This window comes from Paenibacillus sp. JT31N7 (assembly GCF_059692095.1).
The window spans coordinates 442,250-456,288 of record NZ_JCAUAT010000003.1 but is presented as its reverse complement, the minus strand read 5'-3'; the positions used below and the strand labels follow the sequence as shown (position 1 = coordinate 456,288).

The 14,039-nt window shown below is 46.1% G+C and carries 11 protein-coding genes; all 11 read right to left on the bottom strand.

Annotated features, from left to right (window positions below):
* Window positions 1-50: 50 nt before the first annotated feature.
* Window positions 51-1,199, bottom strand: coding sequence for a VanZ family protein (locus AC58P5_RS16680; protein ID WP_497388363.1), 1,149 nt, complete (start codon window positions 1,197-1,199; stop codon window positions 51-53).
* 295 nt (window positions 1,200-1,494) lie between these two features.
* Window positions 1,495-2,883, bottom strand: coding sequence for an MATE family efflux transporter (locus AC58P5_RS16675; protein WP_497388361.1), 1,389 nt, complete (start codon window positions 2,881-2,883; stop codon window positions 1,495-1,497).
* Between the two features lie 36 nt (window positions 2,884-2,919).
* Entirely contained in the window at window positions 2,920-4,659 is a 1,740-nt protein-coding gene (locus AC58P5_RS16670) for an ABC transporter ATP-binding protein (RefSeq protein WP_497388359.1), read from the bottom strand.
* Window positions 4,659-6,497, bottom strand: a complete 1,839-nt coding sequence (locus AC58P5_RS16665; protein WP_497388357.1) for an ABC transporter ATP-binding protein — start codon at window positions 6,495-6,497, stop codon at window positions 4,659-4,661. Before AC58P5_RS16665 ends, AC58P5_RS16670 begins: the two co-directional genes overlap by 1 nt.
* Window positions 6,498-6,599: 102 nt before the next feature.
* Window positions 6,600-7,547: an ABC transporter substrate-binding protein gene (locus tag AC58P5_RS16660; protein WP_497388355.1), complete on the bottom strand. Its 948-nt coding sequence runs from the start codon at window positions 7,545-7,547 to the stop codon at window positions 6,600-6,602.
* A gap of 170 nt (window positions 7,548-7,717) precedes the next feature.
* Window positions 7,718-8,716 (bottom strand): helix-turn-helix domain-containing protein, encoded by a 999-nt coding sequence (locus tag AC58P5_RS16655; RefSeq protein WP_497388353.1) that lies wholly within the window; start codon window positions 8,714-8,716, stop codon window positions 7,718-7,720.
* 391 nt (window positions 8,717-9,107) lie between these two features.
* Window positions 9,108-10,706, bottom strand: coding sequence for a basic secretory protein-like protein (locus tag AC58P5_RS16650; protein WP_497388351.1), 1,599 nt, complete (start codon window positions 10,704-10,706; stop codon window positions 9,108-9,110).
* A 122-nt stretch (window positions 10,707-10,828) separates the two neighbouring features.
* Window positions 10,829-11,188 (bottom strand): GIY-YIG nuclease family protein, encoded by a 360-nt coding sequence (locus AC58P5_RS16645; protein WP_497388349.1) that lies wholly within the window; start codon window positions 11,186-11,188, stop codon window positions 10,829-10,831.
* Between the two features lie 39 nt (window positions 11,189-11,227).
* Window positions 11,228-12,055, bottom strand: coding sequence for a vWA domain-containing protein (locus AC58P5_RS16640; protein WP_497388347.1), 828 nt, complete (start codon window positions 12,053-12,055; stop codon window positions 11,228-11,230).
* Between the two features lie 278 nt (window positions 12,056-12,333).
* Complete coding sequence (locus tag AC58P5_RS16635) at window positions 12,334-13,437, bottom strand: AAA family ATPase (protein WP_497388345.1); 1,104 nt, start codon at window positions 13,435-13,437, stop codon at window positions 12,334-12,336.
* Window positions 13,438-13,460: 23 nt separating this feature from the next.
* Entirely contained in the window at window positions 13,461-13,940 is a 480-nt protein-coding gene (locus AC58P5_RS16630) for a DUF6530 family protein (RefSeq protein ID WP_009671971.1), read from the bottom strand.
* Between the last annotated feature and the right edge of the window lie 99 nt (window positions 13,941-14,039).

The following is a 14,039-nucleotide window of genomic DNA, read 5'->3' as shown; positions in this document are numbered from 1 at the left end:
TGTCTCGGCGATCTTCTCTAAAAATAACAAAAAGGAATCGCCCTTCTGCATTATTTTTTTCTGGTTGTATATAAATCAGAAGCTTCATCAAAGTAAAAGCGGCGTTTTTCTTTGCCAAACACGACTAATACAATATGGATGAACAACACGATCATTAAAGTGATAAAGGTCAATCCAGCACCTAGCGTTAAGAATATAGATGCCTTATAAAATGGAGAATCCATTGATATTTCCACGTTATTCAAAGTATTCGCAATTGCTGTTGTGAAGTATATCGCGTAAATAGCACCAAAGCGTTTAAATAATCGCTTGTTTGTTTCCACACGACTTACTTTACTGTCATAGCGATAGCGCATAATTTTCGTACCGACTGTCGATCCGTTCCAAATCCATGGAATAATAAAAAATGTTACAGAAAGTGTAATTGTACTCGCAATAAATTCAGTAACCATATTAACGTTGGTCATACTCAACACTATTTTAACTACCATGTTGCTGATAAATAGATCAATACTAACAGCCAGCAACACAGACATCCCTCTTACTTCATCAAGAGCCAATAATCTTTCTGCTTTCTCATTAATTTTCTTTTTGGATGGGAATAACGCTAACACAGCTGGAGCAATAAAGAAACCCAGTACCCCGCCAGTAGTATTCAACAATAAATCATCCACATCAAAAATGCGATAAGGGCAATTATAAATCCCGTAAATGCCGGTTACCTGTGTTACCTCATAAAATAATGTTAATAAGAACGTGATTCCTAGAGCTTTCTTCCAGTATTTCTTGTCTTGAAAAAAGTATCGCAAGTAAACACCAAAAGGTAATAATAGCAAGAAATTGAAAAACGCTTGATAGAAGGATGGTTGGTTAAATAACAGTTTATAAGTTGCAGGCTGTGATAACACAATGCCGCTATTCCCAAAGGTGTCCACTATAAATTGAAATGGCAGAAGTGAATAATGTTGTGTACCCGGTTTTTGTAGCGAACAAGTATTGCGTATTTCTGGCAAAGGCAACAATACTAAAAATAACGCGGCTAGAAAGTAAAAGATAAATGAAAATGAAATTAACGTGGTAGAAAATGGCAGAAAATTATATTTTCTATATGTATAAATGAGCCATGGGATAACTAAGGCAAATGTTAAAACAACAAAAAAGATCGCTGCCACAAAGATTGGTTGAATATATGCTGACATTGTTTCTCCCTCCTTTATAGGAACTTTGATATTCCGCCCCTGATTCACTCACTAAATTTATTTAGTATTTATATTTACCATAAAACTGATTCTAATTCAAATGAAGTTGGAACATTTTATCCTATTTAAGGATCCTGTAATGTTGGCATTAATTTAATGTAAGGTTCGCAACTTAGCTGCTCCTGAATAATCCCCTTATTGTTTATACATAAATAAAAAAGCTCCTGCTCACCACATGCAGAAACTTCTACTAGAATTGACTCACGCGAACATCCCATCAATGACAGGTACGTCACTAAGTATTTATAACAGAGACCTTATCTTTTGTCTTGAGTCTCGTAAATTCTTTTCTGACCATAACAACAGTCCAGAGTACAATGATGGCATCAATCGCAAGCGAACCCAAATAAATGCCGGAGACTCCCATCATTTTAGGTAAAATCAACATGACCGGTATATAGAAAACGAGCTGTCTTGCAATTCCGATAATGGCTGCCGGTTTTCCTTTATTAATAGAAGGGAAAAATGTCATTGCCATAAAAATCATCGACAATAGCGGTAAAATAGCCATGTGAATTCGGAAATACATCGATTGTGTTCCCGTAAATACTTGATCCGGCAGCATGAAGCCCAGAATCATTTCGGGAGCGGCCATGGAAAAGATCCAAAAAGGCAAGGTCAACAGCATGGAGGCAACGGTAAATATTCTGTAGGCTTTTATAACGCGCTCATATTGCCCAGCGCCGTAGTTTATACCAATGACTGGCTGCAGGGCACGCATTAAACCAAAGATCGGCGTAAGTAAAAAAGTAAACACACGATAGACCACGCCATAAAAGGCAATATCCAGCATCGTCCCAAATTTAGCAAGTGCGTTGAAAACGACAACCCCCTGCACCAGACTCATCACATTCATAATTAGCGAAGACAAGCCCAGTCCAATGATCGATTTGACAGTGGCGGCATCCCTATAAATGGAGAAGACCTTTGTTTGGAAGGAAGCAAAACCTTTGCCAAAGTAAATCCAGCCCAGAAGCGTGTAGACAAACATGCTGATATTGGTGGCCCATGCGGCCCCTTCTACACCTGAATCAAGAACGACCACCAGAATATAGTTGAACAAGATATCTGCCGCCAGACCGATTCCCATCATGACGGCCGCCGACTTCATCTTTCCTTCACCTCTTACAATCATGTTGGCTGCCAGACCATAGATCCAGAAAAACGAGCCTATGACTGTAATTCTAAAGAAACGGTCCCCCAGGAACAACACTTCGCCTTCTCCTCCCATCATCCTTATGAGTGGAGTGGAGAATAGCAGACCCAGTATCATATAAATCACGGTTACAATAAGGGAAAGATAGTTGACATGCCCGAGCAGCCGTTCCTGTGTGCGCTTGTCCTGCCGGCCGATGGCCATACTTAATACTGAGCCAGCGCCAACCCCGATTAAGGAGCCTAGACCGACACTGATCTGGGTTAGCGGATAGGCTACGGAAACCCCGGCCAGAGCGCTTTCTCCGATATAACGACCTACAAAAACGGCAGCAATGACCGCATTTAATCCATAGAGAACCATGGCAATGATCGCCGGCCATGATAATTGAAGCATCACTTTCCACAGATTTACATTCAAGATGAAATCCTGCTGTTTTCCTTTTTCATCTACGGTTGTTGGACTCATATAAAATCCTCCTGACTTTCTAGATACAAAGCGTCCTTATTTGACTCGCCATCCGTCGGATTCTTGCTGCAAGCTCCACAAATCTGCATATAATCCCTTTCTTTTCAACAACTCCATATGAGTACCTTCTTCAACAAGTTGACCTTGATCAAGTACAAGTATCTTATCCGCATGTTGAACCGTCTTCAATCGATGCGCGATAAGGATGACGGTTTTATCGGCGACCAGTTCGTTAATAGCCTTTTGTACAGCAGATTCATTTTCAGGATCAAGTGAAGCGGTTGCTTCGTCGAGCAGCACGATCGACGCGTCTTTCAGCAAGGCACGGGCAATCGATATCCGCTGCTTCTCTCCGCCGGATAGCGTCGAGCCGCCCTCTCCTACCGGCGTATCATAGCCTTGAGGCAATTGAGAGATGAATTCATGGCAACAAGCACGCTTGGCCGCTGCTTCCACTTCTTCTTGAGCAGCGTCCATCTTTCCGATTCGGATGTTGTTGCCGATAGTATCCTGGAATAAATAAACGTCTTGGAACACCATAGAAATATGTTTCAAAAGATCCTCCGGATTTGCATGTCGAATGGATTGACCACCAATCTCGATCGTCCCCTGTTGGATATCCCAAAATCGTGCAATCAAGCGCGTTACCGTACTCTTCCCGCTGCCTGACGGTCCAACCAAAGCCGTAATGGTTCGCGGTTCAATCGTAAATGACAAGTCCCTAATGATAAGTGCATTGTCATCATAGCCAAATAGGACCCGGTCAAAAACAATCTGCCCCTGAGGTTGAATGCTATCTGTCCCCTGCATCGGTTGTTCCTGCTGCACGTCCATGATGCGTTGGGCGCTATAGGCCGAATACCGAATTTCTCCATAGTTCATCAACACCACAGTCAGCGGCTCGAATACTCGGGTACCCACCAGCAAGAACAGGAGAAAAACGGGAAGTGAAAGTGTTCCGCCGACCAGCAAGTAGCTGCCGACAAAAATCATGATCGTCATCCCAGAGCGGGTCAGCAGCATCGCGCCCATAATCAAGGGTCCCATAACGCCTTCCAAGCGGATGGACGCACGCATTAACCGATCAAATGAAAGACGCAATCGCTCAAACCGTTTCCCTCCCATATTATGGGCCTTGATCTCGCGTATTCCGGTTAAATACTCCTGCAGCCGGCTGGCGGCTTCATTCTTGGCCTTGACATGAGTTTCGCTTAAACGCGCCTGAAGCGCGTCCGTCAGCCAAAGCAGCAGTACGCCGAACGGAACAGCAACGAACATCGCTAATGCCATTTGCCAATCCAGAAACATAAGTCCCGACAATGCCAGGAGGGGCAGTATGATAGCGCTGATGAGTTGAGGCACATTGTGGGAAATCGTGTGCTCAACTTGCGAGTAGTCACTTAATAATAGGTTGGTAACATCCCCCGGATCTCGTTTGCCAAAATATCCGAGCGACAGATGACGCAAATGTTCGGCCAACTTCAGGCGGCCGGATGCAGCCAGGCTATAGGCTGCTTTGTACGACTTGTCGTAAAGTAAGGCGTACGCCCCATAAGACACCATCAGCCAAAAAAACAAAAAGGCGCATACCACCCATAACCGTCCGGTACTCAAGCCCGCCTCCGGTTCCGCAAAGGAGCTATAGATCGTATTAAAAATATCAACAAGCAAAGCGGCCGGAATGACTTTAGAGATCCCATCCAGTAAGGCCGCAAAGGAGGATGGCCATAAGCTTCTGGTGTTTCCTCCCGAGATGTTAGTAAAGTAACGGTTCATTAGCCTAAGCCCCCCTTTGCAGCGACCGCATGTGCCGGCGAGTTGTCTTTCGCGCCGAGTCTCCATGAAGCTGCGCTGATATGAGCTTGCCACATCTGCTCATACAGGCCGTTTAATTTCCGCAGTTCGTCATGCGTTCCCCGTTCCGCAATTTCTCCCCGCTTCACGAACAGAATTTGATCTGCCGCGCGAATCGTAGACAGGCGGTGAGCAATGATGAGGACGGTTTTTCCTTTGACCAGCTCGGCCAGACCCCGCTGGATCTTCTTTTCGTTCCCAGCATCCGCATAAGCTGTTGCTTCATCCAACACGAGGATCGGCGCATTTTTCAGCAATGCACGGGCAATCGCAATCCGCTGCGCCTCTCCGCCGGATAAATAGGTTCCGCCTTCCCCGATTTTGGTATCGTACCCGTACGCCAGCTTCTCGATGTATTCATGGCAGCAGGCCGTCTTCGTAGCTGCGATGACCTCTTCAATGGAAGCGGTCGTATTTCCCATCCGGATATTCGCTTCGATCGTATCATAGAACAGATGCACATCCTGAAACACGAAGGAAACCGTATCCATCAGCTTTTCCGTCCCCATCTCACGAATCGGAACGCCCCCAATCGTAATGTCGCCCTCCTGAACATCCCAGAAACGCAGCAGCAGATTGGCAATGGTCGATTTCCCACCGCCTGAAGGACCGACCAACGCGGTCATCTCACCCGCTCGCGCAACAAAATGGATACCGTTAAGCACTGGCTTAAAATCCTTGCTTTCTTTCGTTTCGTAAGCGAAGGAAACCTGCTTAAAGGCGATATCGTGCACGGTTGGAACTTGGGGAGATGCCGGTTCCGTCACCATCGCTTCGGAAAAAATGGCCTCAATACGCTTATTGCCTTCAACAATTTCTCGCATCCCGCTTCCCGCATGCATCAACTTCAATAACGGTACCGATAAGCTCGGTGTAACGATCAGAAACAGAATAAAAGTAATGGCAAACGATTGATTTCCGGAATGACCATTTCCAAGAAGAATGCCCACAGGTACGATAAACGTGAACAAAGAACTGACAATAACGAAAAAAAGACTGTACGGCGTCTTGCATAAATCCGTTATTTTCAATGAGATATCACGGTAGTTGGCAACGGATTGCTTAAACGTCAGGAAGGATTCGGCCGAAATACCGAATATTTTCACAGCGGGCATTGCACGGACATATTCGACACCGGTTGCATTCATTTCTTCCACGGCGTATTGAAATTCGCGATATGCTGTTTGTCCTCTTTCGCTGGTAAACATACGGGTCTGAAGCCAAAATCCGAATCCGATCGGGATGAGCAGAACCAGCGCCAAGCGCCAATCCAGCCAAAAAAAATAGCCCATCAATAAAAGCGGTATCATGACCGCACTGACAATATCGGGTAATTGGTGGGCAATAAATTTCTCGATTTTTTCGACACTGACTTCGATAATTTTTTTCAATTCGCCCGTAGTCGTTTTCGTATGGTAACCCATTGGCACTTTGGCAACATGCTCTGCCAGGCGCACCCGAAGCTGATAGAGAATAGTAAACGCAGCGATATGTGAGCACATCCCGCCGATATACAGAGCTACCAAAGCCCCCATACAGGCTATAAACGCGACGCCCCCCCAATACAGAATAAGCTCCTTGTCTGCACCCTCAGGACTTTGTGCATGGTTCAACAATTCCTCGACTATCTTATACACCGCGACAAAAGGAACAAGCTGCAACAAGCTGGAAAAGAAGGAGAACACGCTTGCGACCGTCAACAGCCCCTTTTTCTCGCCGGCAATATGCAACAGGCCCGACACTTCGGACTTGAAACTCATCTGCCTCCACTCCTTTCCTTTTATGTAGTGAAAAACAAAATCATCCCTGCCCGAATATCAGGCAAGGACACCCAGACCTTCTATACAAAAAATTGGAGTTATCTATTCGTTGCTTTTATGGTTTTTCAATATTTGCTCTCCGAGTCGGTCGAGCAGCTCCATACGACCAATCGCCGTGAAGGAATAATTGTAATTGTCGATATTCGATATTTTGTAGACATTCCCTTTCTGTACGGCTTTGAGATTGTTCCAAACTTTACTGTCGTTCATTGTGTTTTCGCTGTTCTCCATTAGTATCAAGTTGTCAGGATTGATCGTCGCTAAGGATTCAAGGTTTATTTCCCGCCCTCCCCAGCTTTCAGGTTCTGGAATGCCGTCCGTACGCTTCAATGCAAGATCCGTATAAATAAGCTCAGCAGTTCCGGATGAGGAGTAGATGACAAGATTTTTAGGATAGGTTTCGATTACAGCAAAGGTTTCGTTCCCAAGAACAGGTTCTAATTTCTTGCTCCATTCTTCTACCTTTCTGTCATACTCAGACAACCATTTATCCTTCTTCTCTTCTTCTCCAAAAAGATCCGCTAAAAAGGCAAAACGGTTTCTCCACTCGTAATAGGGATAGGGCACAATCACTGTCGGGGCAACCTTGGATAGCTGCTCGTACAGATTTTCATTAAATAAGGTTCCCAGAATAATCAAATCCGGTTTAGCGGATACGACTAACTCCAGGCTGATCGGCTCTGCGTACCAACCCAAATTGACTGTATCTGCGCTTAAAAGATTTTTAATCGTTGGAGACAATACGGCTCTATTGCCGAAATCCGTATTCCCTGAGGCAATCGGTTGTATTCCAAGTAACAGAAGCTCCTCCGTTGATCCTGAAAGGTCGGCGATGCGCTTAGGATGGATCGGAATTTTAACCTTGTCGCCCTTGGCATTTTCAATCTCTTTAAAATTTTGTTGATTCTCCCCGTCGCGGGTCGTCTGGTTTCCGCATGCGGTTATTACCAACATGCAACATAGGATGGCCAAAACTAGTACTCGTTTCATCGTCTCTCCCTTTCATTTATAGATAATGATAATCATTATCAATTATTTTTTTAAAAAAAAGCCTTTACGATTGCTTCCTAGCAACTGTCATGAACTAGTATCCCACTTCCCCCCTTGATCCAGATACCCAAATCGGGAGTAAAAAACACAAATACGGATTTTGTTCTTTCTTACTGGCGAAATTGTCGGAAGTACTCGGAGGGATTGACACCGTATTTTCTTTTGAATTGTTCGGAAAAATGACCTGTCTTCCCGAAACCTACTGCATAGGCCGCCTCCGTAATCTTCATTCTGCCTTCTTCTAACATGTGGAAGGCAGCTTCCAGCCTTCGGTCGATCACATAAGCATGAACTGGCAGGCCAAACAGCAATTTGAATCCTTTTTTAAGTTTGAATTCGTTCAAACATACCCGCTTGGCGAGTGCTCCTAGACCAGGCGGGGAAATCAAATCGCCATCCAGTATGTCTTTGGCGAGATGAAGGCTTGCAACCTCCGTTCTGGACAGACCAAGCGCTGGAGAGGAGGTGTTCTTTTCCAAAATAACTTCGTATAGATACAAGGCAATTAGTTCCAATATTTTTCCTTCCAAGTAAATATGCTTGATATCACCATGGTAATAGCAGTGAATGATATCATGAACAATTCGTTTCATTCCGGATGTCATTTGGCTGTTATAGAAGAGTCCGGAATTTCCTGATAAGGCGGACGATATTTTGTGTAGGGGAAGATGGTGCAGGGGCCCAATCGACTCCATGTGATTAAGCTTTAGAGTAAGACCTTGAAAGTGACTGTCGACGTCATACTGACATCGATTGCTAGTTTGAATACTGCCAAAAGCGGAGACCTCCCACGGATCGAGTCCAAATTCGCCCTTTCTTCCTTCTACGCTCCAACGGATGCTGTCTCCGAGACAGAATCCAAGGTTTATGTTATTCCCTCCTTCTTTACTGCTCAGGGTCATATTTTTAGTAAAGCGTACGTCGCATATTACTAGGTCTATAGAAGAATACGTACGAATACATTTCCAGTAGCCCTTGCCCATCTCTTCAGGCACCTTCACTATCTGTTCAAAAGAGCATGTTCGATACATTTCATTTAGATTAAGTGTGAGTCCGCAGTTACTATTTTCTTCATTCGCAATCTCACAATGTCGCTCAACGCTTTCCACAAATTCAACCCCGTTTCTATCAGAAGCCGCCCTTTCGGAGGACCACATATTTTCGAATGGATGGATATTATCCTTGCAGGAGTTTCCCGATCGCATCCGCGAATGCTTGTTCCTAACGATTGGAAACTTATCATAAGTAATGATAATCATTATCAATTAAATAATCAATAGCAACCCATGTATCCAGGAACCGCCTTGCTCCTTGTCTTCCGCTGACTGCTTACTTATCACGGACTCGTTATATACCTATTCCGAGAATTATACGAACCCTTTGCCTCCTTTTCATAAAAACAAAAAAGAACGCAAACCTCGGAAGTACATCCGAAATTTACGTTCTTCACAAACTATATTTTCATCTCAGTTCAATCATTATGAACCTAAAGTATCACCGCTAATTAGGCAGCGTCGCCTGATACTGACTCCAAAGCGTATTCACGTCTGTTCCGGTAATCACTTTAAATTGATTTTCTTTCCACAGCTGAATTTCATTTGCATTCCCGAAGAGGTTGTAAGGGATCGGAGCCGCATTCAATTCACGGATGAAGCCGCGTTTCTTCGTGTCTTCAACCCAGCGAAGGAAGTTCGCCGTTCCTTTCGTCTGCCAGGTTCCACCCTTGGTCGCGCCATAACGGTCGTGATAGCCTGTCTGGTAACGTAAGCTATCCGCTATCGCTTCCACATCAAAGTTGCTGTACTGATAAACATGGCCTATTTCATGATACAGAATGCCAATGATTTCTTCGCGCAGCGATTTGGAAGGGCTGGCTACAAAATTTTTCAGATACTGGGAACTGAAGCCAACTGTCTTCTGCGTAGAGTCTCCGGATGTCCAAGCCACTCCGGGAACATCTTCAATGGTCACCAGGATTTTTTTAACATCGACAGGCGCATCTGCGGGATTGCTGTATAACAGTTCGTGTACTTTACGTGCGACGGCCAAGATTTCTTTCTCGGCATTGGGAAGGGCATTCGTGAATAAGCTGCCGTTGCCTGCCGAATCCAGATTTTTTACTTCGATGACCGGGTTGACGGCATGCCCGATATCATTCGTGCGCGAAAATTCAACTTCTCCCAATTGTATGGAGGTTCCGCTGTGATTCTTTATGTTGTTGAGCCTGTAGTACCGATAGGCCGTGGTATTGTTAGTTAGAAGGTAATGCTTGCGCTGGTGCCGAGCGTTGAAGTTCTCATCGCTTTTCGTGTCTATGCCGGTCCAGGTATTGTTATCATTGGATCCTTGCAGAACCCAGCTTTTGGGATCGCGTTCGGGTCTATCATTAGCTGCCGTAAGCGCGTAGCCATCGAGCGTCACCTGTTCGCCGAAGTCGAACTTAAGCCATGCGGTATCGTCTTTAATTAACCATTTGGTCACGCTTGTCCCATCCACCAGGTTCTCTTTGATGTTGGTAGGCGTATGTTCTCCGCTTGCCGTAACCGTGGGCTTGGTCGTACTCCATGTTTTCGCGCTGCCGTCATATAATTTGATTTCAGACAGCTGCAGGATACCGCTTCCGCTCTGATTGTTAAAATCATCGAATTTCACGTATTTATATGCGGTCGTATTGGTAAATGAATAAGTTTTCGTCTCATGCCGGGAAGAGAAACTTTGGTTTTGCCGTGTGTCCAGCGGAATCCAGTCAGATCCGTCGTTAGAGCCTTTTAACACCCAGCTTTTCGGATCTCTGTCAGGTACGTCCTCGGCGGAAGTAATGGTGTATGAGGTTACGGCTTTGGGAGCGGAAAATTCATATTGAAGCCAAGCCGGACTGCTGAATGTCAACCATTTCGAAAAAACATCCTGGTCGAACGCTTTATCCTTCCCTTGGTGCGGCGCAAACTCCCCACTTGCCGTTACATTGCCGCCTAAAGCCAAATTAGTCGGTATAGCGATTGAAGTCGGTTGCGCTGCCGCCGCAGATGGAATGTGTACACTGCTGCTGAAGGCTATTCCTACGGCGGCCGCTAAAACAAGAGCTCTAAATTTCCTCACGTTTCGTCCTCTCCTCTATCCTTTTATTTGGTATTATTAGTAAAATATACCATGTTAGGCGTGGAGTCTCAATTGACGATAATTACGGAAATTTTTAACGGATCCTAAAAGAGTTCATTTTATCACTCTACAGGCGGCTTATTATATCCCCTGTCCCCATAAGGCTCCAACTTCTCCAGCCACCGCTTTTTCAGCTGCTTCCGCTCCCAGCGCATGTCTGTAATTTCTGCAGCTTCTTTCTGCTCCAGCACCTCAAAGGTGAAGTTTTCTGCGCCCAGTTCCTTCCAATCCTTTTGAAGCTGAGAGTTGGCAAATCTGCCCATGTCCAGTTGAGCCTGCAGGGTGATCCATTTGTTTTTCAGGTTGGGATAGGTGTCTACGTACATTTTACCGTTGGTCTTGTTGAGAATCTGAATAGCCCCCATGTAGGTCTTCACCTGCTTGTATTCTTCCAAAAGCTCCTTGCGCTTGGTTTTATCCATGTCTTTCTCTCCTTTCGCCACTATATAACAAATACAACTTTACAAATACCGGGCGATAATCCGGACTAACTTAGCAGGCAAATCTGTCAGATTCGTGATATCCAAAAATCGCTCGCTTCCATAGATCTGATGAATGACATCCTTGTCCTGGCCTATCGCGGCTGCAAGAAAAGTAATTCCTTTGCGTTCATATTCGGCCATGGTCTGCCGCATGTCTTTGATGGCGTAGGTTCCGGTATAATCCTCCATCGCTTTGGGCTGCCCGTCGCTTATGCTGATCAATAGTCTTGTCTGCTGCGGGGAACCGGCTAACCGGTCTGCCATAATGCGAAGCGCCATCCCGTCACGGTTGTTGCTTCTGGCGCGAATTCCCGTCAGTCTGTACCGGTCGTTGGGATCTGTTTTGTCCAGATCCGTATAGGCGTAGACGGACATTTGCTCCAGCCTGGAAGCATCTGCCGTATCCCCGTAAATCAGGACCGGAATATGACATAGTTGACAAAATTCATAGACGGCTATCACCGCACGCTTTGCGGCTTCCAGTCTCCCGAAAGCGGACATCGATGCCGACTCATCCACCCTTAGACCGACGACAAGAGAAGGAGAATCGGTTGGCGGAATTTTCTTGGCGAAATTCCTGAGATCCCGGTAAACTGCGCTGTCCGCCTGAAATTTGCTGCCGTAATAGTGATGCCTCGCAAATTCGGAGGAAGTCTCGTGTTCCAGCAGCGGAAGTGTTTTTCGGGCAATTTCCCGTACGACAGGCATGAGCTCCGCACTTAAACGGGCATATTCCGCTTGAGAATCATTATCGTAATCCGGACGGTGAACAATAAGCTTCACCTTGCTGTGAATCGAACCGGACACGATCTCCCGGGCATCGCGATTCAGCTTTTTGCGGTAATCCCGCTCCTTTTGCCTGGCTTCGTCGGACTTCGTTTCAAGATTCGCCTGATGATACTTCGGAGCTCCGTCCTCTTCCCTATCTGAAAACTCCGTGTCGGTGGAGTCGTCAGAAAGCCCGGATGTGTTTTCGTCACTATCGGCGGATTTTTTTAAAGCGATCCCTTGTTCTTCAAGCTCATCGTCCTGTTCAACATCCGTGTTGCCGACCGTTCCCTCTGTTTTTAGTTCTGCTTCGTCCGTTATTCTTTTTTTTTTGCTTCGGCATCGACTTGGTCCAGCCCGTTCAGCAGCCCCCGGCTTTTCAACGCTTCTTCCAATAGGTGGATCTCTTCGGAATCCGTGGTTATCTTGTAGATGACTTTGTGGTAAAGGGATTCTTTAGCCGAAGCGCCTCCGGCCACCGCATCCGCCCAGTAGAAGAAGGAGCGCATGCCCGCTACACCCTTAATCGCGTTGGCCCGGGCCGTTTTGTCCAAAAGGATAATGATCTCCGCTAACATATCCAGCGTTTTTTCATCGCTGAAGCCGGTTTTGGACATGGCCCGTTCTACCATAATTTCTTTGGTCGGCAGGTCCATTTTTTCCGTATGCTGAACTCTGTCGCGCAGGGCCTCGTTTAACGGCCGGGTTCCCGCATAACTGCGGTTCGTCGTGATGACCGCGATGAAATCGGGATGTCTGTGAATGATTTCCGTGGGAAGGTTAATGCTGCCATCAAGCTCTAAGGCGGAGTTGAGTGCCATGAGCACCGCGGCGTCCCGGATAACGGTCGGTTCCTGAATTTCGAGAAGATAGCCGCTTCGATAGGCTCTGACGATTTCGGAGGGGTAAAACCGGTACTCTACCCCTTCATCAGGGGAGTTTTGCTCCATCTGGTCCAATAACTGCTTCAGCCTTAAGGCAGCCCCCTCCCGGGTAACTCCCAGCACGTTCATCACGACTTCAGCCGCGCTTTGAAAACCGTCGCTTTCATATAAAGCTTTCAAAACGGTTTGCTCCGCAGCCTCCATATGCTCCAATCGGTCCGTCGAAATAACGGGCAAAATAGCCCCGATAATATCGGTTTTATCCATATCGGCAAAACAGGTCACTTTCGTGTAAGGCAGCCCCAAATCAGCCGACAAGGCTTTGGCGAGTTGGGTTTTGCCGGAACCTGCGTCTCCCTCAAGCAGAACATTGGCGATTTTCATTTCCCCGCGATTCCAGTTGCGCTTGATTTCTTTGCAAATCCGAATTTCCTCTTCGCTGACCTTGTGAGAGGCCGGCTTTTTCCAAACCAGTGCTTGTTCCGCATCCGTCAGCTGCCTGTCGGGAGACACGTAATAATCCCCGTTGACGTTCATCGCTTTTCACCTCTTATAAGGGGTCAATACCCCATTTCCTCCAGCAGCCGGGATAACACGCGAAGCCGTTCCCCGATCATTTCGCCATCCTCGCTGAGCGCCTGAGCGAACAGCTTAATATCTTGATCCAGCATGGGATTGTCTTCGCAAACGGACACACTCATCGCATCCCCCTGCAGCCCGATACGGTCAATCATGGGGTTCTCGGGATCATACAATTTCGGAAAACGGTAGGCATCCTGAAAATATAAGCTGCTTCTGCAAATCATAATGGCAAGGTCAAGAACACGGTGCATGGGAAGCTCCTCCGACTGTCTGGACCATTTTTCTCCCGTATGTCTCCATACTTTGGCCGAAATATCGACCTTGCCTCTATCGTTCCATTGGGCCAGCCCCAGAGATAATCCTTTGGCGTCCGTGTTCCGGGCGAGCCGTCCGTCGACCTGTTCGTAATTTTCTGAAACGATAACCGGCTTATGCTTTAACGTTGTCGGGATTTTCATAGTTAACACGCTCCAATTTGTATTTTACTGATTTACTAATTTACTAATTTACTAAATCTAAAGTTATCTTACTCTTCATTCCATCATCTGTCAATCCGG